Origin of the sequence: Rhizobium sp. Root1334 (assembly GCF_001426665.1) — a bacterium.
GTDB lineage: Bacteria > Pseudomonadota > Alphaproteobacteria > Rhizobiales > Rhizobiaceae > Pararhizobium.
Window position 1 is genome coordinate 1,459,624 of the sequence record NZ_LMEY01000001.1, and the last position, 20,894, is coordinate 1,480,517.

At 59.9% G+C, this 20,894-nt stretch carries 17 protein-coding genes; 7 read left to right on the plus strand and 10 right to left on the minus strand.

All coding sequences use genetic code 11. From position 1 onward, the window contains the following. Positions 1–169: 169 nt before the first annotated feature. Positions 170–1,114: a LysR family transcriptional regulator gene (locus tag ASD36_RS07150; RefSeq protein WP_060502933.1), complete on the minus strand. Its 945-nt coding sequence runs from the start codon at positions 1,112–1,114 to the stop codon at positions 170–172. A gap of 121 nt (positions 1,115–1,235) precedes the next feature. On the opposite strand from ASD36_RS07150, the gene ASD36_RS07155 reads away from it, so the two are divergent. From ASD36_RS07155 to ASD36_RS07175, 4 genes are all read left to right on the plus strand, one after another. Then, entirely contained in the window at positions 1,236–2,102 is an 867-nt protein-coding gene (locus tag ASD36_RS07155; protein ID WP_060502934.1) for a pirin family protein, read from the plus strand. 221 nt (positions 2,103–2,323) lie between these two features. Then, the gene (locus ASD36_RS07165) at positions 2,324–3,013 is read left to right on the plus strand and encodes an isochorismatase family protein (protein WP_060502936.1); all 690 of its coding nucleotides are present in this window, start codon (positions 2,324–2,326) and stop codon (positions 3,011–3,013) included. A gap of 163 nt (positions 3,014–3,176) precedes the next feature. Continuing rightward, positions 3,177–6,194 carry a DNA polymerase I gene (gene polA, locus ASD36_RS07170; RefSeq protein ID WP_060502937.1) on the plus strand — a complete coding sequence of 1,006 codons (3,018 nt, stop codon included), beginning with the start codon at positions 3,177–3,179 and terminating at the stop codon, positions 6,192–6,194. 83 nt (positions 6,195–6,277) lie between these two features. After that, the gene (locus ASD36_RS07175; RefSeq protein WP_060502938.1) at positions 6,278–7,261 is read left to right on the plus strand and encodes a 2OG-Fe(II) oxygenase family protein; all 984 of its coding nucleotides are present in this window, start codon (positions 6,278–6,280) and stop codon (positions 7,259–7,261) included. 34 nt (positions 7,262–7,295) lie between these two features. On the opposite strand, the gene ASD36_RS07180 is transcribed toward ASD36_RS07175, so the two are convergent. The 7 genes from ASD36_RS07180 to ASD36_RS07210 form a co-directional block, all read right to left on the minus strand. Next, positions 7,296–7,937: a TetR family transcriptional regulator gene (locus tag ASD36_RS07180; protein WP_060502939.1), complete on the minus strand. Its 642-nt coding sequence runs from the start codon at positions 7,935–7,937 to the stop codon at positions 7,296–7,298. 48 nt (positions 7,938–7,985) lie between these two features. After that, complete coding sequence (locus tag ASD36_RS07185) at positions 7,986–11,129, minus strand: efflux RND transporter permease subunit (protein ID WP_060502940.1); 3,144 nt, start codon at positions 11,127–11,129, stop codon at positions 7,986–7,988. Positions 11,130–11,140: 11 nt separating this feature from the next. Next, positions 11,141–12,412 (minus strand): efflux RND transporter periplasmic adaptor subunit, encoded by a 1,272-nt coding sequence (locus tag ASD36_RS07190; RefSeq protein ID WP_060502941.1) that lies wholly within the window; start codon positions 12,410–12,412, stop codon positions 11,141–11,143. A 237-nt stretch (positions 12,413–12,649) separates the two neighbouring features. Continuing rightward, positions 12,650–13,651 carry an ABC transporter ATP-binding protein gene (locus tag ASD36_RS07195; protein ID WP_060502942.1) on the minus strand — a complete coding sequence of 334 codons (1,002 nt, stop codon included), beginning with the start codon at positions 13,649–13,651 and terminating at the stop codon, positions 12,650–12,652. Between the two features lie 12 nt (positions 13,652–13,663). Beyond that, positions 13,664–14,719: a Gfo/Idh/MocA family oxidoreductase gene (locus ASD36_RS07200; RefSeq protein ID WP_060502943.1), complete on the minus strand. Its 1,056-nt coding sequence runs from the start codon at positions 14,717–14,719 to the stop codon at positions 13,664–13,666. Beyond that, positions 14,719–15,558, minus strand: coding sequence for a carbohydrate ABC transporter permease (locus ASD36_RS07205; RefSeq protein WP_060502944.1), 840 nt, complete (start codon positions 15,556–15,558; stop codon positions 14,719–14,721). The genes ASD36_RS07200 and ASD36_RS07205 overlap by 1 nt, the downstream gene beginning before the upstream one ends. A gap of 13 nt (positions 15,559–15,571) precedes the next feature. Then, a complete protein-coding gene (locus ASD36_RS07210) occupies positions 15,572–16,522 on the minus strand; it encodes a sugar ABC transporter permease (RefSeq protein WP_060502983.1) in 951 nt (316 codons plus the stop codon). On the opposite strand from ASD36_RS07210, the gene ASD36_RS30890 reads away from it, so the two are divergent. Beyond that, positions 16,431–16,793 carry a hypothetical protein gene (locus ASD36_RS30890; protein ID WP_162246340.1) on the plus strand — a complete coding sequence of 121 codons (363 nt, stop codon included), beginning with the start codon at positions 16,431–16,433 and terminating at the stop codon, positions 16,791–16,793. The genes ASD36_RS07210 and ASD36_RS30890 overlap by 92 nt on opposite strands. A 40-nt stretch (positions 16,794–16,833) precedes the next feature. On the opposite strand, the gene ASD36_RS07215 is transcribed toward ASD36_RS30890, so the two are convergent. Continuing rightward, positions 16,834–18,093 (minus strand): ABC transporter substrate-binding protein, encoded by a 1,260-nt coding sequence (locus ASD36_RS07215; RefSeq protein WP_060502945.1) that lies wholly within the window; start codon positions 18,091–18,093, stop codon positions 16,834–16,836. A gap of 53 nt (positions 18,094–18,146) precedes the next feature. Next, entirely contained in the window at positions 18,147–19,046 is a 900-nt protein-coding gene (locus ASD36_RS07220; RefSeq protein ID WP_060502946.1) for an N-acetylmuramic acid 6-phosphate etherase, read from the minus strand. Between the two features lie 196 nt (positions 19,047–19,242). Here ASD36_RS07220 and ASD36_RS07225 point away from each other — a divergent pair, with 196 nt between their 5' ends. Together ASD36_RS07225 and ASD36_RS07230 are read left to right on the plus strand one after the other, a co-directional pair. Further along, entirely contained in the window at positions 19,243–20,121 is an 879-nt protein-coding gene (locus ASD36_RS07225) for an N-acetylglucosamine kinase (protein WP_060502947.1), read from the plus strand. After that, positions 20,118–20,882 carry a GntR family transcriptional regulator gene (locus tag ASD36_RS07230; protein ID WP_060502948.1) on the plus strand — a complete coding sequence of 255 codons (765 nt, stop codon included), beginning with the start codon at positions 20,118–20,120 and terminating at the stop codon, positions 20,880–20,882. Before ASD36_RS07225 ends, ASD36_RS07230 begins: the two co-directional genes overlap by 4 nt. Positions 20,883–20,894: the final 12 nt, after the last annotated feature.

The window sequence follows — 20,894 nt, forward strand, 5'->3', positions numbered from 1 at the left end:
CTGAAGCCTCCGGTTAAGGTGAGCCACCTTTTTCCATGAAGACAAGGGATAGCGCGGGCCGTGGTGGCCGTCCATATCTCATTCCACAGTGGTGAGGAATTTTACGCGATTGCTTAAAAAACCGCCCTCAGGTTGCCGAGGCCAACTTTTCGATGATGGGCAGCCGCCATCATTCATTGTCGACGGAAAGCAGCTGTTCGTTGGGACCCTCCGATCGATCAACACTGGAATATTCCTCCGCAAGGAAATCCAGAAGCGTCCGCACGGAAGGCAGCAGCCCTCGTCTCGATGGAAAGGCGGCGTGGATGATGCCCGACCTTGGAGCCCAATCGGGAAGGATATCCACCAGCCTTCCGGCCTGCACGTCGTCCCTGATCATGAATGTCGGGAACTGACAGACGCCAACGCCGCGAAGCGCCGCAAAACGCAGGGCCATCATATCCTCCGTGACAAGACGGGGATTATGCCGAACGACGGCTGAGGCACCGTTTGGACCATCAAGACACCAATCGTGCTCGGATCTTGCCGGTTCCCAGGCGAGGCTCGGCAACACGGCAAGATCGGCTGGAACGGGAGACCGGGATAAACCTTGCAAAAGAACCGGGCTGGCAACCAGACGCTGGGTGCTGTCGGCCAATTTGCGGATCACCAGATCGCTGTCATCCAGCGGTGGAAAACGCACACGGACAGCGAGATCGAAACCTTCACGGATAACGTCGACACGCCGGTTGGTGCTTTCCAGCAGGACTTCCACTTTGGGATATTTGGCCATAAAACGGGCAATCATCTCGCCGAGCTGAAAATAGATCACCGACGAAGGACAACTGATGCGCACAATACCCTGAGGCCCCGAGCGCGTGCGGTCGATAACCTCTTGCGCCGCGTCAGCCTCCACCGTCATGGCGAGACAATGGCGGTAGTATTCGCGGCCAATCTCGGTCACCGCAAATTGTCGCGTGGAACGTTGAATCAGACGAACGCCGAGACGCTCTTCCAACTGGATTATGCGCCGGCTGAGTTTCGATCTTGGCACGCCGAGCTTTCGAGCGGCTGCAGCAAAGCCGCCCTGCTCGATCACATCGACAAAAAACCGGAGGTCATTGAGGTCTTGCATGACTTTGATTGTCCTATTTTCAGGACAGAGTAACCCGATTTGCCAGTCTACTGCTATCACCGCCACGGCAGTATTTTCTCCTTACACACAGCCTCAATGGCAAAGCGAAAAGGAGAAGCACATGAGAAAGGTTCTCGGAGTTTACAGCAACCCCACGCCGCACTGGGTCGGAGACGGGTTTCCGGTACGCTCGCTGTTTTCACATGCCACGCACGGCGACCATGTCAGCCCCTTCCTGCTGCTGGATTATGCCGGTCCGGCGGAATTCGCGCCGACGAACACGCCGCGTGGCGTCGGTATCCATCCTCACCGCGGATTTGAGACCGTGACCATCGTCTATCGCGGTGAAGTCGAACACCGGGATTCGACCGGCAGCGGTGGCATCATCGGACCAGGCGACGTCCAGTGGATGACGGCCGCCGCCGGTATCCTGCACGAAGAGTTTCATTCGGAGGCCTTTACCCGTAAGGGCGGGAAATTGGAGATGGTTCAGCTCTGGGTAAACCTGCCGGCCAAGGACAAGAATGCCACGCCTGGATATCAGAGCCTGCTCGACCGCGACATTCCCTCCGTGGAACTGCCTGACGGCGCCGGCTCTCTCCGGGTGATCGCCGGCGCCTATGATGGCCACCGCGGACCGGCACAAACCTTCACCCCGATCGATCTCTGGGATGTGCGGCTGCACGAGGGTCGAAGCGTTTCGGTGTCCATGCCAGAGGGATATACTGCCGCAGTGGTCGTCCTGAAGGGCACGGTCGCCATCAACGGCGCTACAGCCGGGGAAGCTCAGTTCGCGCTCCTCGACAGATCGGGCGGCGACATCACGCTGGAGGCTTCAAGCGATGCATCCGTCCTGATCCTGGGCGGCACGCCGATCGACGAGCCGGTCGTGATGCAAGGGCCATTCGTCATGAACACTAACGACGAAATCAGGCAGGCAATGGCCGATTTCCGAAGCGGTCGCTTCGGCGCGATCAGTGCAGCCTAACGCCGATCTCCAGAACCAGGACAGGGTTTCTTTTTCCGCCTTGGGGGAACTGCCCCCGGGCGGCGAAGGCAAAGCCCAGCGCAATTGGAAACGCTCGGCCACCGTACCCGCCTTCACGACCCTGCTCATCAAAACCGGCGTAACCGCCAGCATGCAGTTTTCCTAAAAGCCGACCGAACATGGGGCCTGAAACCGCCCCACATCCCTGAAAGGACATTTCAATGACAACGCAAAATACCGCCGCAAACTTCAACGGCCAGAAACCAGTCATCGATGCCGACGACGCAGTAATGCTGTTGATCGACCACCAGAGCGGCCTTTTCCAGACCATCGGCGACATGCCGATGCCGGTCCTGCGCAACCACGCTGCCGCACTCGCCAAGATGGCCACGCTGAGCAAAATGCCGGTGATCACCACCGCCTCCGTGCCGCAGGGTCCGAACGGTCCGCTGATCCCCGAAATCCATGCAAACGCCCCGCACGCCACCTATATCGCCCGCAAAGGCGAGATCAACGCCTGGGACAATGCCGATTTCGTCGCGGCGGTGAAGGCAACTGGCCGCAAGACGCTGATCATCGCAGGCACCATTACCAGCGTCTGCATGGCCTTCCCGGCGATCGCGGCCGTTCATGACGGCTACAAGGTCTTTGCAGTCATCGATGCCTCCGGCACCTATTCGAAGATGGCCGAGGAAATCACGCTTGCACGTGTCGTCCAGGCCGGTGTCGTTCCGATGGACATGGCTGCGGTCGCGTCCGAGCTGCAGAAGACCTGGCACCGCGCTGATGCGCAGGATTGGGCGGAAATCTACACCAAGATCTTCCCGGCCTATCAGCTTCTGATCGAGAGCTACGCCCGCGCCCAGCAGGTCGTGACCAATCAGGAGCAGCTGGACTCGCAGCGCACCTAACGAAAAATGCGCGGCAGGGCGTAAAACCCTGCCGCGCATTTTAAACTGCAATACCCGACGATAGCCGGCAGGCGCTTCAAGGTGCCCCGGCAATCGCGTAAAATTCCGCGCCGCTCCGGAATGATATGGACGGCCATCGCGGCCCGCGCTATCCCTTGTCGCCATGAAAAAAGGTGATCATCTCTTCCTCGTCGACGGCTCCGGGTTCATTTTCCGGGCGTTCCACGCCATCCCGCCGCTCAACCGCAAATCGGATGGCCTGCCGGTCAATGCCGTCTCTGGTTTCTGCAACATGCTGTGGAAGCTTTTGACCGACGCGCGCGACACGTCCGTCGGTGTGACGCCGACCCATTTCGCCGTTATCTTCGACTATTCCTCGAAGACCTTCCGCAACGAACTCTACGACCAGTACAAGGCAAACCGCACCGCACCGCCGGAAGACCTGATCCCGCAATTCGGGCTGATCCGCCATGCGACACGCGCCTTCAACCTGCCCTGCATCGAAAAGGAAGGGTATGAGGCCGACGACCTGATCGCCACCTATGCGCGGATGGCGGAGGCGGAAGGCGCCGATGTGACGATCATCTCCTCCGACAAAGACCTGATGCAGCTCATCACCGCCAATGTGTCGATGTACGACAGCATGAAGGACAAACAGATCTCGATCCCGGAAGTGATCGAGAAATGGGGCGTGCCGCCGGAAAAGATGATCGACCTGCAGGCGATGACCGGCGACAGCACCGATAACGTGCCCGGCATTCCCGGTATCGGTCCGAAGACAGCGGCCCAGCTTCTGGAAGAGTTCGGCGATCTCGACACGCTGCTTGCCCGCGCCGGTGAGATCAAGCAGCAGAAACGCCGCGAAAACATCATCGCCAATACCGAACTGGCCAAGCTTTCGCGCCAGCTTGTCATGCTGAAGACCGATACGCCGATCGACGTACCGCTGGATGATTTCGAGCTGCATGCGCAGGATGGGCCAAAGCTCGTTGCCTTCCTGAAGACGATGGAATTCACCACGCTCACCCGCCGCGTCGCCGCTGCGACCGAGACGGATGCCGATGCCGTCGAGCCAGCGTCCGTTCCGGTCGAATGGGGCGCACAGGCGCGTGGGCCCGATCTCGACAAGGGCGAAGCGGCCTCCCCATCAGCGCTTTCTTCTGCGAAATCAGCATCCCTTGGAAGCGCAGCGCAAGCGGCAACCTCTCTGGCCGCTACTCCCGATGGAGGCCCGGCAGATGCGACACCGCAAAACCTGGCACAGGGGCGGGCCGAACTCTTTGCAACGGCAAAGATCGACCGCAGCGCCTATGTGACGATCCGCGATATCGCAACGCTCGATGCCTGGATTGCTGCGGCGCGTGAAACCGGCCTCGTTGCCTTCGACACGGAAACCACCTCGCTCGACGCGATGCAGGCTGAACTCGTCGGCTTTTCGCTGGCCATTGCCGATAACAGCAAGGACCCGTCCGGCACCGATATTCGCGCTGCTTATGTGCCGCTCCTCCACAAGACCGGCGGCAACGATCTTTTCAGTGACGGCGTGAAGCTCGCAGAGGGCCAGATTCCGGCCGCAGCCGCGCTCGAGCGATTGAAGGACCTGTTGGAGGACCCATCAGTTCTGAAGATCGCGCAGAACCTCAAATACGATTATCTGGTGATGAAACGCCACGGCATCAGCATTGTCAGCTTCGACGATACGATGCTGATGTCCTACGTTGTCGACGCCGGCGCCGGTACGCACGGCATGGATTCACTGTCGGAAAAATGGCTCGGCCATCAACCTATTCCCTACAAGGATGTTGCCGGCACAGGCAAATCCTCCGTCAGCTTCGATTATGTCGATATCGACAAGGCAACCGCCTATGCGGCCGAAGATGCCGATGTCACACTCAGGCTCTGGCAGGTGCTGAAGCCCCGTCTGGCCGCCAAGAACCTCAACACGGTCTATGAGCGTCTGGAGCGACCGCTGGTGCCGGTGCTGGCTCGCATGGAAGAGCGCGGCATCACCATCGACCGGCAGATCCTGTCGCGGCTGTCGGGTGAATTGGCACAGGGTGCGGCTGGCCTCGAACACGAAATCTACGGGCTTGTCGGCGAAAGCTTCAATATCGGCTCGCCCAAACAGCTTGGCGATATCCTGTTTGGCCGGCTTGGCCTGCCGGGCGGCGCCAAGACCAAGACTGGGCAATGGTCGACCTCGGCCTCGGTGCTTGAAGACCTCGCCGCCGACGGCCATGAGCTCCCGCGCAAGATTGTCGACTGGCGGCAGCTGACCAAGCTGAAATCCACGTACACCGACGCACTTCCTGGTTTCGTGCATCCGGAGACGAAGCGCGTCCACACGTCCTATGCGCTGGCCGCAACGACCACAGGTCGCCTTTCGTCCTCCGACCCGAACCTGCAGAACATTCCGGTGCGCACCGCCGAAGGCCGCAAGATTCGCACGGCCTTTATCTCGACGCCGGGCCACAAGCTGGTTTCGGCTGACTATAGCCAGATCGAACTGCGCGTTCTTGCCCATGTCGCCGAGATTCCACAGCTGAAACAGGCCTTTTCCGATGGTATCGATATCCACGCGATGACGGCCTCGGAAATGTTTGGCGTGCCGGTCGAAGGCATGCCGAGCGAAATCCGCCGCCGTGCCAAGGCAATCAATTTCGGCATCATCTATGGCATCTCCGCCTTCGGCCTTGCCAACCAGCTGTCGATCGAGCGCTCGGAAGCGGGCGACTACATCAAGAAGTACTTCGAACGCTTCCCCGGTATCCGCGACTATATGGAAAGCACCAAGGCGTTTGCGCGGGAAAATGGTTATGTCGAAACCATCTTCGGCCGCCGGGCGCACTATCCGGACATTCGTTCGTCCAACCCCTCGCACCGCGCCTTCAACGAACGCGCCGCGATCAATGCGCCAATCCAGGGCTCGGCCGCCGACATCATCCGTCGCGCGATGGTGAAGATGGAGCCTGCACTCGAACAGGCAGGACTTTCGGCCCGCGCGCGCATGCTTCTGCAGGTGCATGACGAATTGATCTTCGAGGTCGAAGATGCCGATGTCGAACGTTCGATCCCGCTGATCGTCTCGGTCATGGAGAATGCGGCAATGCCGGCGCTCGACATGAAGGTGCCGCTCAAGGTCGATGCGCGGGCTGCGCATAATTGGGATGAAGCGCACTAAATGTTGGGAAGCCGCGGCTTGCATCGCGGCGCTCCACCTGCATGATGGGGTCTATATCCTCATAACGCATTGGAGTCGTTGATATGCCCCTGTCACAATTTCCCGTCTTCGATCTCGGTGCCTTTGAAAAAGCGGATGCCGAGAGGAAGCGGGAATTGGGCAAACAGGTCGATGCCATTTGCCGGACGACCGGATTTCTGGCGATCCGCAATCATGGTGTACCGCAGGCCATCATCGATGCCGTCTGGGGCAAGGCGCACGCCTTTTTCGACCTGCCGCCGGAAGAAAAGCAAAATGCCCGGGCGCCTTACAAGGGCTATCCCTATGGCTATCTCGGCCCCGAGCTGGAGGCTTTGGCAAAATCCCGCGACATCGACAGCCCGCCGGACCTGAAGGAAAGCTTCAACGGCGGACCTTTGACACAGCCGGTATCCATGACCGATCCGGAAGCGCTGGCCTTTTGTTATGCGGCGACGATCTGGCCGGAAAAGCCTGATGGCTTCGTCGAAGCCTGGAAAGCCTATTATGCCTCGCTCGAGGACCTGGCCGCCCGTGTCATGCGCCTCTTTGCCGTAGCGCTTGATCTGCCAGAAAACTACTTCGAGCGTTTCATCGATACGCCGATCAGTGCTTTGCGCGCGCTGAATTATCCGGAGCAACACGTGCCGCCGAAACCCGGCCAGCTGCGCGCCGGTGCGCATACGGATTATGGCAGCCTGACGATCCTCCTTCCGCAGGCGGGATCGAAGGGACTGGAACTGATGACGCCGGACGGCCAGTGGAAGCCTGTACCGCCGGTTCCCGGTGCCTTCGTCATCAATATCGGCGACCTGATGGCGCGCTGGACCAATGACCGCTGGGTTTCGACGCTGCACCGCGTCGTCAATCCATCACCGGAGGATGGCGGCATGGCGCGGCGGCAATCGCTCGCCTTTTTCCATCAGCCCAACTGGGACGCTGAGATTGCCGTGCTGGACGCCTGCCTGAACGAGGGCGAGACAGCAAAACATGCACCGGTTCTGTCGGGGCCTTATCTGATGAGCAAGTTCAAATCGACATCAGCCTGACGCCGCCTGCAAACCGGCTGCGAAACAGGATAGATCAGGAAGCGGCCAGCGCTTCCGCAGTTGCTGGTGTCTGGCGAAAGCTGTCGAACAGACGTTTCAGCCCGTCCTTGCCTTCCGACGCCAGATCAAAGCGGCGGCCAAACAGCAACCACTCGCTGCAAAGGCCTTCCATCATCCAGCGCAGCGCTTTGGTGGCAGACTGAGGCGTCCAGTTTCCATTGAGAAAGCCCTCGCTCCGGGCCGTATCAAAAGCGCTATCGAGCATTACGGTGTGCCGGTCATCGACCTCTTGCTGCTTTTCCAGAACCGGCAGCAGATCCTCGCCGTAAGGGCAGCGCAGAAGAATGGTGAAGATGCGCTGGCGATGTTCGTCGCCGGCCAGTTGGTCGAGCCAGTCTCCGGCTGACTTCTCGATATAGCACAGCACATCAGCACCCGGCTGCACGACATTGCGGGCGATCATGTCTTCCAGCGGCAAGTTTACGGTATTGTAGAGCTCGAGAAACAGATCGGTCTTGTTGGAAAAATGCCAATAGATGGCGCCGCGCGTTACGCCGGCCGCCTTGGCGACATCATCGAGTGATGCAGTGGAAACGCCTTTCTCGAAGAAAACCCGTTCCGCAGCATTCAGAATGCTGTTGCGGGTCTCTTCCGCCTCGGCTTTTGTTCTACGCATGACGCCTCCTCAACCGGAAAAGGCCCGCCTTCCGGCGGGCCGTCTCCATTATTCTGCCGGTGTAGAGGCCGTTTCCGCATCCGCACCGATCGGCTTCAACGTCGTTCTGCGGAACAGCTTCATGATGAACACGAAGAAGACCGGCACGAAGAAGATCGCCAACACCGTCGCCGAGATCATGCCCCCCATGACGCCGGTACCGATGGCGCGCTGGCTGCCGGAGCTTGCGCCGGTGGCAATCGCCAGCGGCAGAACACCGAGGGTAAAGGCCAGCGAGGTCATCAGGATCGGACGGAAGCGCAGGTGCGCCGCCTCGATGGTGGCATCCAGCAACGGTTTTCCGGCCTCCATCTGCTCCTTGGCGAACTCGATGATCAGGATCGCGTTCTTCGCCGATAGTCCGATGATCGCGATCAGGCCGACCTTGAAGTAAACGTCGTTCGGCATGTCCCGCAGGATCACGGCCAAAACCGCACCGATGACGCCAAGCGGCACCACCATCATCACCGCAACGGGGATGCTCCAGCTTTCATAGAGCGCTGCAAGGCACAGGAAGATCAAGAGGCAGGACAGCGCCACCAGAAGCGGTGCCTGAGTGCCCGAGGCGATTTCTTCCCGCGACTGCCCCGTCCACTCATAGCCGAAGCCGGGAGGAAGCTGACTGAACAGACGTTCCATTTCGGCGATCGCTTCACCGGAGGAATAGCCTGCATTGGCCTGGCCGCTGATCGGCACTGACGGGTAGCCGTTATAGCCGACGGTCTGTGTCGGGCCGCTCGTCCACTCGATGCTGGCGAAAGCAGACAGAGGCACCATGCCGTCATTGCTGTTACGCACGTTGAGCTTCAGAAGGTCGGCCGTCTGCATGCGCCGGTTCTCGTCAGCCTGCACCGTCACACGCTGCAGACGTCCCGCATTCGGGAAGTCGTTGACATAGGACGAACCGAGATTGGTCGAGATCGTCGAGTTGATCTCCGCAAAGGTCACACCGAACGTGTTGGCCTTTTCACGGTCGATCAACAGATTGACCTGTGCCGCATCCGGCAGGCCATCGACGCGAACACCAGAGATGACCGGGCTTTGCGCGGCAAGGCCGAGAAGCTGGTCACGCGCTGCGGCGAGTGCCGCGGCCCCTTGACCACCACGATCCTGCAGGCGGAACTCGAAGCCATTGGAGGTGCCGAGACCCTGGATCGGCGGCGGCGAGAGCGCAAAGCTGATCGCATCCTTGATCTGGGACATGGCGCCCGATGCCCGGCCGGCGATGACCGAGGCAACATCGTTGGGTCCACGCTCCGACCAGTCCTTCAGCGTCACGAAGGCGAGGCCGGCATTCTGACCGGTACCGGAGAACGAGAAGCCGCTGATGGCGATGATCCGTTCGACAGCCGGTTCCTGGCTGAAGATGGCTTCCGTCTGCTCGATAACCTCGGTCGTGCGGTTTCCGGTTGCTTCCGACGGCAGCTGCATCGAGACGATGACGAAGCCCTGGTCTTCATCCGGAAGGAACGACGACGGCAGCTGCATGAACAGATACGCCAAACCGCCGAGCAGCACGACATAGATCAGCATGAAGCGCCATGTGCGCGTGACCATGCCGGCGACCCAGCCGCTATAGCCATGCGACGCCTTGTCGAAGCCGCGGTTGAACAGCCCGAAGAAACCGCGCTTGGCGTGATGATGGCCCTTCGGAACCTGCTTGAGGAAGCTGGCGCACAATGCTGGCGTCAGCGTCAAGGCGAGCAGAGCCGAGAACAGGATGGAAACCACCATGGTCAGCGAGAACTGCTGGTAGATGACGCCAACGGCGCCGGGGAAGAAGGCCATCGGAATGAACACGGCCGACAGAACCAGCGTGATGCCGATGACGGCACCGGTGATCTGCTTCATCGCCTTGCGTGTTGCTTCCTTCGGTGTCAGCCCTTCTTCGGACATGATGCGTTCGACGTTTTCGACGACGATGATCGCATCGTCGACGAGAATGCCGATGGCAAGCACCATGCCGAACATCGTCAGAACGTTGATCGAGAAGCCCATGGCGAGCATGGCGGCACACGTGCCGAGCAATGCTACGGGAACGACGAGTGTCGGAATGATGGTGTAGCGGATGTTCTGCAGGAACAGGAACATCACGAGGAACACCAGGGCCACCGCTTCAAGCAGCGTGTGCAGAACCTTTTCGATCGAGATCGCGACGAAGGGCGACGTGTCGTAGGGGACGGAGTATTCGACGCCCGCCGGGAAAAACGTTGCCAGTTCGTCCATACGCGCCTTGATGGCCGTGGACGTGGCCAGCGCGTTGCCGGTTGGGGTCAACTGCACGCCGATAGCCGCGGACGGCTTGCCGTTCAGGCGGGTGGAGAAGCTATAGTCCTGACCGCCGATCTCGATGCGGGCAACATCGCGCAGACGAACCGTGGCACCGTTGAGATTGGCACGCAGGATGATCGCCCCAAACTCTTCAGCCGAGGTGAGCTGGCCCTTGATCAGAACAGGCGCGCTGATCTGCTGTGTGATCGGGTTCGGCTGGGCGCCGATGCTGCCAGACGCGACCTGGGCGTTCTGTGCGGTGATTGCGGCGTTGATGTCGCTGGCCGTCAGATTGAGGCCACGCATCTTGTCCGGATCGAGCCAGATACGCATGGCGCGCTCGGTGGCAAACATCTGCGCACGGCCGACGCCTTCGACGCGCTGGATTTCGTTGAGCACGTTGCGGCTGAGATAGTCGCCGAGCGAAACCGCATCCATGGAACCGTCGGTGGATGTGAGTGCGAGGATCATCAGGAAGCCGGAACCGGCTTCCTCAACCTCGATGCCCTGCTGACGCACGGCATCGGGCAAACGCGCCTCGACGCGGCGAACACGGTTCTGCACGTCGATCGAGGCGTCACCGGAATCAGTGCCCGGAGCAAAGGTCACGTTGATCGACACGCTGCCTGCAGCGCTGGACGTCGACGAGAAATACTGCATTCCCTCGATGCCGTTCAGCTCATTTTCGATGAGCCGCGTCACACTCTGGTAGGTCTCTTCCGACGATGCGCCGGGATAGCTGGTGTTGATGGAAATCTGCGGTGGTGCGACGTTCGGATACTGCGAAATCGGCAGCAGCGGCAGCGCGATGATACCGGAGATCATGATGAAAAGCGCGACGACCCACGCAAAGATCGGCCGGTCGATAAAGAAACTAGGCATCGATCAGATCCTCACTTCGCCTGTTCGGCAGGCTTTGCCTCTTCCGCCGGCTTGGCAGCAGCACCGTCCGTGCCGGCCTGCTCAGCAGCGGGTTTCGCGTCCGCTGGCTTTGCACCGGCAGGCTGGGCATCAGCGACCTTCCAGTCCGCCGGCTCGACGGGCGCGCCAGGGCGAACCTTCTGGAAGCCTTCGACGATCACCTTCTCGCCGGCCTTCAAGCCATTGCGGATGATCCATTGATCACCCAGAACATGGCCGGCAGAGACGGTGCGCAGTTCGGCCGTCTTGTCATCCTTGACGACATAGACCTGTGCATTGCCCGATGTATCGCGCTGCACGGCCTGAGTTGGCACAGCGATGGCATCCTTCTCGACGCCCTGCTGGATGATTACGCGCACATACATGCCGGGCAGCAGGTCGCCGTCCGGATTGGGGAATTCACCACGCAACGTAACCTGGCCGGTTGTCTCATCGACAGCTGCTTCCGAAAACAAAAGCTTACCGGCATGCGGATAGGCACTGCCGTCATCCATCACCAGATTGACCTTGGCTTCGTTGCCCCCACCGGCCAAAGCACCGTCCTGCAGCGCCTTGCGCAGGCGGATGAGATCCATCGCAGACTGGGTAAAGTCGGCATAGACAGGATCGAGCTGCTGGATCGTGGCCAGGTTTTCGGAGCCATTGGCGCTGACCAGCGCACCCTCGGTGATCAGCGCACGGCCGATACGGCCGCTGATCGGCGCTGTGACATTGGTATATTGCAGATTGAGCTGGGCGGTTGCGAGACCTGCCTCAGCGATGGCCACGTCGGCATCGGCCTGTGCGAGCTGCGCGATCGCGTCATCATAGTTCTGACCGGTGGCGACGCCGGATTTCTTTAACTGCTCCTGGCGATCAGCCGCCTGCTTGGCCTGAAGCTGAACCGCCTTTGCGCGGCGCAACGTGCCTTCGGCACTCTCGACCAGAACCCTGAAAGGCGCCGGATCAATCCGGTACAGCACGTCGCCGGCGTTCACATGCGAGCCCTGCTCGAACACGCGTTCGATGACGATGCCGGTGGCGCGCGGACGCACTTCCGAAATGCGGGTTGCTGCGATGCGGCCCGGCAGGTCGTTGGTGATCGGCAGCGATTCGGTCTTCGTTGTAATCACCGAGACCTGCGGCGGCGGATAGGACGGGGCCGCCTGCTTCTCGCTGTCGTCCTTCTGGCAGCCTGAAATAATCACCAGGGCAGCCACTGTTGCAGCCAATATTGGTCGGTTCATCCGCATCTCTGGTTCCATACGCAAAGTCCAGCCACACAGCCGATCATCTTTTTTCAAAGAGATCAGCTGCTGCTGGAAGTTCATGAAAATCAATATGATACGAAGAAATTCCGGGACAGAACGACCAACGCATCAATTATACAAACAGATACGTATGTTAAAACCGGAAGCAGCGCAAGCCGATGATGCAACGCACAATAAAACGTTACCGAACGATAATTTTCATCAACATTCGGATACAATCACGTTTCGAAATCAGCGCAGAACCCGGTCGTCGGCACCGAAACGGTGCATCGAAGCCTTGTCCGGCGTCGCGTAGACGACGTCGTCGACATCGTATTTGTGCTCACCGAAGAGGCGAACCGTCAGCAGGCCGGTGACCTCGGTTTCCAGATACAGGATCGTATCGGCACCAAGATGCTCGACATGAATGACCTTGCCCTTCCAGTCACCGCTCTCACGCGACAGGGTAATATGTTCCGGCCGGATACCGACAGTCTTTGCCTCTTTGTCGCCGAGCCTGCCGGCTTCAATGAAATTCATCTGCGGCGAACCGATGAAGCCGCCGACGAACATGTTAGCCGGCCTGTTATAAAGCTCCATCGGCGAGCCGATCTGCTCGATCTGGCCGGCATTGAGAACGACGATCTTGTCGGCCAGCGTCATCGCCTCGACCTGATCGTGCGTCACATAGATCATCGTTGCCTTGAGGCTGCGGTGCAGCCGGGCGATCTCCAGACGCGTATTGACGCGCAGCGCAGCATCGAGGTTGGAGAGAGGCTCATCAAACAGGAACAGCTTTGGCTCCCGCACGATGGCGCGGCCGATGGCGACGCGCTGGCGCTGGCCGCCGGACAGTTCCGCAGGACGGCGGGCAAGATATGACTCAAGCGACAGCATGCTGGATGCCTTGGCGACCTTGGCGTCGACCTCCGCCTTCGGCGCGCCCATCTGCTTCAGGCCGAGGCCCATATTGTCCTTGACCGTCAGATGCGGGTAGAGCGCATAGGACTGGAACACCATGGCGATGCCGCGCTTGGCCGGCGGCGTGGTGACCACTTCCTGGCCATCGATCTGGACGCTGCCGGAGGTCGCATCCTCAAGACCGGCGATGACACGCAGAAGAGTCGACTTGCCGCAGCCGGACGGGCCAACGAAGATGACGAACTCGCCATCCTTCACGTCGAGGTCGATGCCCTTCAGAACTTCGTGATTGCCGAAGGCCTTGCGGATGGATTTCAGTTGAAGTGATCCCACGTGAGGCCCCTTTTAAAGTTTGACCGGCTGGCCGGTGCGCACGCTCTCATCGGCCGCAAGGCAGATGCGCAGCGACTGGACCGCATCGTCCATATGGCGTTCGAGATCGATATTTTCGGTGATGGCTTTCAACACATAGGCCTGCTCGAGGTCGCAGAGCTCCTGATGTCCAGGCTCGCCGTCCATCTTCAGGTCCTCGTCCTTGTGAACGAACTTGCCGTCCGCGCCGGTTTCGGCCTTGTGAACGCGAATGACCGCGGTCTTGGTGTGCGTGTCGATATCGTCGGATTTGGCATTCGGATCCATGACGATGGAAACCGATCCGTTCGGCGACATCACGTCCTTCACGAAGAAGGCGGTCTCCGAGATCATCGGCCCCCACGCGGCTTCGTACCAACCGAGGGAACCATCCTCGTACAACACCTGCAGATGGCCGTAATTGTACATCGACGGGGCGATTTCATTGGACAGGCGCAGGCCCATGCCGCGGACTTCGACGGCCTTGGCATCGGTGATCTGGCACATGACATCGACATAGTGCACGCCGCAATCGACGATCGGCGGGGTGGTCTCCATCAGCGACTTGTGCGTCATCCAGGTTGGGCCGCTGGATTGCTGATTGAGGTTCATGCGGAACACATAAGGGCCGCCGAGCTTGCGGGCTTCGGAAATCAACCGGATCCAGGACGGATGGTGGCGTAAGATATACCCGACCACCAGCTTCTTGCCCGCCTTCCTCGCCGCTGCCACGACGCGTTCAGCATCGGCCACCGTCGTTGCCAGCGGCTTTTCGATGAAGACATCGCAGCCTGCCTCGAAGGCCATGACGGCATAGTCGGCATGGCTGTCGGAGTAGGTGCAGATCGAGCAGAGATCAGGTTTTAACTCTTTGAGGGCCGTGGCAAAATCCGGATGGATCGTATAGCCGCCAAGCTCCGGCGCCAGCACCGGCTTGGAGCGATTGACGAGGCCGACGATCTCGAAGCCGGGATTGTTGTGATAGGCCAGCGCATGACTGCGGCCCATATTGCCGAGACCGGCGACGAGGACACGGACGGGTTTGCTCATTACTTGACTGCTCCTGCGGTAATGCCGCGGATCAGCTGCCGCGAGAAGATAACGTAGAGAATAAGGACAGGGAAGATCGCCAGTGACAGGGCCGCAAGAACCGCGTTCCAATTGGTAACGAACTGGCCGATGAAGACCTGTGAGCCGAGTGTGACGGTCTTGGTGGCTTCGCCGGGCGCGAGGATCAGCGGAAACCAGAGATCGTTCCAGATCGGGATCATCGTGAAGACCGCGACGGTTGCCATGGCCGGGCGGACCAGCGGCAGGACGAGCCGGAAGAAGATCGCATATTCCGACAGGCCATCGATGCGGCCGGCATTCTTCAGGTCATCCGAGACGGTGCGCATGAATTCCGACAGGATGAAGATGGCAAGCGGCAGGCCTTGGGCGGTGTAGACGAGGATCAGTGCCGTCAGTGTGTTCACCAGACCGGCGGCGACCATGCCCTGCAGGATGGCCACAGTGCCAAGCCGGATCGGGATCATGATGCCGATGGCGAGATAGAGCCCCAGCAGCGTATTGCCCCGGAACCGGTATTCCGACAGCGCGAACGCCGCCATGGCGCCGAACAGCAGCGCAAAGAAGATCGAGACGACCGTGACGATCAGGCTGTTCTGGAAATAACCGATGAAATCGCCCTGTTTCAGCACTGTGGTATAACCGATCAGGCTGAACGTCTCCGCTGTCGGCAGAGCCAACGGTGTGCGGAAAATGGCGTTCTTGTCTTTCAGCGAATTGACGATCGTCAGAACGACCGGAAACAGCGCGACCACTGTATAGGCTGCGAGGGCCAGGTGAACGAAACCCGAGCGCAGCGGCGAGATGCGTGCTTTTGACATGGGCCCATTCCCCTTAGAACTGGTAGCGGCGAACGCGCCGCTGGATGCCGAAGAGATATAGCGAGACGCCGGCCAGGATGATCAGGAACATCACGGTGGCGATGGTGGCGCCCATCGAGCGGTCACCAAGCTGCAGTTGGAAGCCGAAGAAGGTCCGGTAAAGCAGCGTTCCGAGAATGTCGGTCGCCCCGTCCGGCCCGGCAAGTGCGCCTTGCACGGTGTAGATCAGGTCGAACGCATTGAAATTGCCGACGAAGGTCAGGATCGAGACCATGCCGATGGCGGGCAGGATCAGCGGCAGCTTGATCTTCCAGAACTGGCTCCAACCGGTGATACCGTCACATTCGGCAGCCTCGATAACTTCGTCCGGGATGTTCAGAAGGGCGGCATAGATCAACATCATCGGAATGCCGACATTCTGCCAGACGGAGATCAGCGAGACTGTAATCAGCGCCGAGCCGGGCTTGCCGAGCCACGGCCCGAAGAAGGCCTTCAGGCCGACGAGATCCATGAAGAACGGCGTAATACCCCAGATCGGCGAGAGGATCAGCTTCCAGATGAAGCCGACGATAACGAAGGACAGGACCGTCGGCATGAAGATTGCTGTCCGATAGAAGGCCGCAAGCCTGAGCTTGGGGATCGACAGCATGGCGGCAAGTGCAATGCCGAGCGGATTCTGCACCAGCATGTGGATTGTAAAGAAGATGAAGTTGTTCTTCAGCGCCCGCCAGAAATCGGCGGCCCAGCGCTCATCCCCGAACAGGACCTGGAAATTGGCGAGACCGACGAACGTGGATTGCCCGTCGACCGTATTGAACAGCGACAGACGCAGCGTTTCGATCAGCGGCAGGATCATCACGGCGGAATAGACGATGAAAGCCGGCAACAGGAAAACAAGGATATGCCAACGTCTCGGCCGCGCCGAGATTTGCATGCTGTCCTCAGACGATATGGCGCTGCTCATGGCTTCTGCCGCTCCGACCCGTTTTTCGTCGATCGCCGCGATGTGCGGCAAGGCCTGCGCTGCCGGTCCCCGCGGCGCGTGCCATCACCAGCAAGCCCGAAGGCGCTGGCAGGATGTGATTTCAGGTTACATGTTTTTGGCTGGACGCTTTGCTTTTTGCAAGGACATCCCGCGTCAAGTGCAGCCCCTCATCCGCCTTCTCGGGCACCTTCTGCCGGTAACGCGCAGAAGGGACAAGCTGCAAACTTCGGAAGTCCCCTCCCCCCTGTGAGGGGGAGGGTTAGGGTTTGGGCTATACGCCCACGCCCGATTTACTTGGCAGGCTTGTACCAGCTGTCGAGGCCCTTCTGCAGCTTTTCGCCAGCAACTTCCGGCGTATCGGTGCCGTTGATGACGTTGGCCGATTCAACCCAGGTCTCGTTTTCGAGGTTCGGGGTGCCACGCGACAGGATCTGGTAGGTCGAGCGGATGGTCGGCTTGCACTTTTCGCGCCAGGAAACGAATTCCTGTGCGAGTGGGTCGGCCATCTTTACCGGTGTCGAGTTCAGGCTGAAGAAGCCCGGCAGCGAGTTGGCATAGATGTCGGCGAATTCCGGCGAAGCGATCCAGGTGAGAAGCTTCTTGGCTTCTTCCGGATGCGCGCTCTTGGCGTTCAGGCCAACGCCGATGTCGTTGTGGTCGGAGATGTAGCAAGCATCGCCTGCGGCCTTAACCGGCGGCGGGAAAGCCCCCATCTTGAACTGGGCCTGCGTGTTGAACAGGCCGATTTCCCACGAGCCGGCCGGGTAGATGGCAGCGCGGCCGAGCGTGAAGAGGTTCTGGCTGTCCGGATAGGTCTGGGCTTCGAAGCCGTCGCCGAGGTAATCCTTCCACTTGGCAAGAACCTTGTAGGGTTCGACCCAACCGGCGTCCGTCAGCTTCTGCTCGCCCTTGATCAGGGCAGCGCGGCCTTCTTCACCCTTCCAGTAGGTCGGGCCGATGTTCTGGTAGCCCATGGTCGCGGCTTCCCAAAGATCCTTCGTGCCCATGGCGAGCGGAATGTAGGTGCCGTCAGCCTTGATCTTGTCGAGCGCTGCGAAGAAGTCGGCTTCCGTCGCCGGGATGGCGATGCCGAGCTTGTCGAAGGCATCCTTATTGTAGATGAAGCCATGAATAACCGATGCCATCGGTACGCAGAAAGCAACCGAACCATCGTCTGTCGTCCAGGCGGACTTGGCGACCGGCGAGAAATTCTCCATGCCGGCAAGACCGGTCAGGTCAGCCAGGTGCTTCTTGTTGTAAAGCTCAAGCGAAGCATCGAACGGGCGGCATGTGACGAGGTCACCGGCCGAACCGGCATCGAGCTTGGCGTTCAGCGCAGCGTTATACTCGGTCGGGGCAGTCGGCGCGAAGACGACCTTGATGCCCGGATGCTTGGCCTCGAAAGCCGGAATGAGCTTTTCCTGCCAGATGGCCAGGTCATCGTTGCGCCAGCTTTCGATCGTCAGCGTGACGTCCTCGGCATGCGCCAGCCCGGCGGAACCGAGGATGCTGGATGCAAGCAGCAGGCCTTTCAAGGTAGTGCGGGTCATTACGTTCTCCCTCATTGTGCGCCATTTTTGGCGCGGTTTTAAAACCCTTGGACTCAATGTGCCGCGACAGCAGACAATGCGCGGCGCAAGTTTTGACCGGCCTCAGCAAGCGCTGCTTCCGCAGCGACCACATCCTTTGCCCCAGCGGCAAGAAGAATGGCGATCTTTACCGAGCCAGAAGATGTCGTCAGATAATGGCCGGCTTCCGTGGCGCCGATCCCGGCAATATCGGAAACGATGCGGATGGCACGGCCACGCAGTTTTGCATTGTCAGCCTTCAGATTGACCATATGTCCATCGTAGACATGACCGAGCTGAATACCGACAAGCGTCGAAAACATGTTGAAGGCGATCTTCTGCGCGGTGGCTGCGCCCATGCGGGTCGATCCGGAGATAACCTCGGGCGGCGTCTGCAGCAGAATAGAGACTTCGGCATTCTGGAAGAGCAGGGCTCCGGGATTGTTGGCCATGGCAATGACGCGTGCGCCCCGCTCGCGGGCCTCGTCGGCTGCCGCAAGCGCATAAGGCGTCGAGCCGCTGGCCGACACCGAAATCAGACAATCTCCCGCGCCAATACCGGCATCGCGCACATCCTTGCGGGCCAGCTCCATATCGTCTTCATATCCACCGGCGAGATCGGTAAGGCTCGCGGCACCGCCAGCAAGAAGCACCACGACCTTGTCGAGCGCAATTCCATAGGTACCGGGCAATTCCAGCGCATCGGTCATAGCCATAAGGCCTGAACTGCCGGCACCGGCATAGGCCAAACGCCCGCCATTGGCGAGCGCGGCGGCAGCGATCTGCGCGGCAGCGGCGATGGACTCGATAGCAGAATCAACAACTTTGGCCGCTGCCTGCTGGCCGGACGCAAGCACACGCAGAGCAAGCGCCGGATGCATTACATCCAGCCCCATCGCCTTGTCGTGACGCTCCTCGGTTTTCACTGACGGCATGCGCTTATCTCCCTCTTCGCAAATTAATGCCAAAAAAATACCAATTGTCTAGGAAAAATTCGATTTTAGCTGAATAAAATTTCCATTTTCTAAAATAATTTATATATTTCAGTTTGTTAATCGATAAATCCAATTAAAGACCAAAATCCTCTTGGTAAATGGTATTTTTTTGGTATCCTTTTTCCCGGAGGTATCCATGCCACATTACATTCTGGGAATCGACGGCGGGGGCACGAGTTGCCGCGCGGCTGTAGCGGGCGCCGATGGGCGTATCCTCGGGCGCGGCAAAAGCGGCGCTGCCAACATCCTGACCGATCCCGATAACGCCCTGATCCATATCGTCAGCGCAGCCACTGCAGCATTCGAGGAAGCAGGCATTGCTCCTTCGGAAATCGGTTCAGCCTGTGCGCTGGTCGGGGTTGCCGGCAGCAATGTCGGCGATGCCGTGCATTATGTGAAGGAACGCTTGCCGTTCGCGAAGGCCGACATCGAATCCGATGGGCTGATCGCGCTGCAGGGCGCACTCGGCGATAGTGACGGCGCGGTGGCCATTCTTGGCACCGGTTCCATCTATATCTCCCGCCAGGGAGATGAGGTCCGCTATATCGGCGGATGGGGGTTCCAGATCGGCGACCTTGGCAGCGGCGCCCGGCTTGGCCACGCGCTTCTGCAGGAAAGCGTTCTTGCCTTCGACCGGATTCATCCATCGTCGCCGCTGACGGATGCCGTGATGGCGGAATTCAACAATGATCCGCGCGAGGCTGTGGAGTTTGCCCGCGCTGCGGTACCCGGCGAATTCGGCCGGTTCGCACCGAAGATATTCGACTATGCGGCCCGCAACGATCCGGTGGCGATCGCCTTACTCAAGGGCTGCGCGCAAACCGTCGATGAGGCTCTGGATGCCCTGGTGGCCCAGGGTAGCCGCAAGCTCTGCCTGCTGGGCGGCCTGGCACCGATCTATCGGCCGTGGCTTGCCGAACGGCATCAGCCTTTGTTCATCGAACCCGAGGCAGACGCCCTGACCGGCTCGGTGGCGCTGGCTGCCAAGCGGTTTGTGACGGGATCTGCCACATGACCCAGCATCTCGAAGCCATATTGCCATTGGACGGCCTGCAGGCCGGGGGCTCCGGCCCCCTTTATCTCAAGCTGCGGCAATCGCTGGAAGAAGCCATTTTGTCGGGAAAGCTCAATCATGGCGACGCCCTGCCGCCAGAGCGGGATCTCGCCGACTATGCCAGCATCAGCCGCGTGACGGTGCGCAAGGCAGTCGACGATCTGGTCAAGGACGGTTTGCTGGTGCGCCGCCACGGATCCGGAACCTTTGTCGTCAAGCCGGTTCACCGCGTCCAGCAATCGTTGTCGCGCTTGACATCGTTTACCGAGGATATGTCACGCCGGGGGCTGGTGACGACGGCGCAATGGATCGAGCGCGGACTGTACCATCCCTCGCCGGATGAAATGATGGCGCTTGGCCTGCCCGCCGATGCGCTGGTGGCGCGGCTTGGCCGACTACGTATCGCCGATGATATGCCGCTTGCGATCGAGCGGGCCAGTGTTTCCGCAGAGTTCCTGCCGGATCCCGTCCGGGTCGGCACATCGCTCTATGCCGAACTCGACAAGACCAAATCGCGGCCTGTGCGCGCCGTGCAGCGCATTTCCGCCTGCAGCCTGAAGGATCCGGATGCGGCGATGCTGGGCGTGCCGGCCGGTTCCGCCAGCCTGTCCATCGAACGCATTTCCTACCTCGCCTCCGGCCGCGTGGTAGAATTCACCCGCTCGCTCTATCGGGGCGACGCCTATGATTTCGTCGCCGAACTGACTTTGTCGGATTCCTGAGAGCGGCCCAGA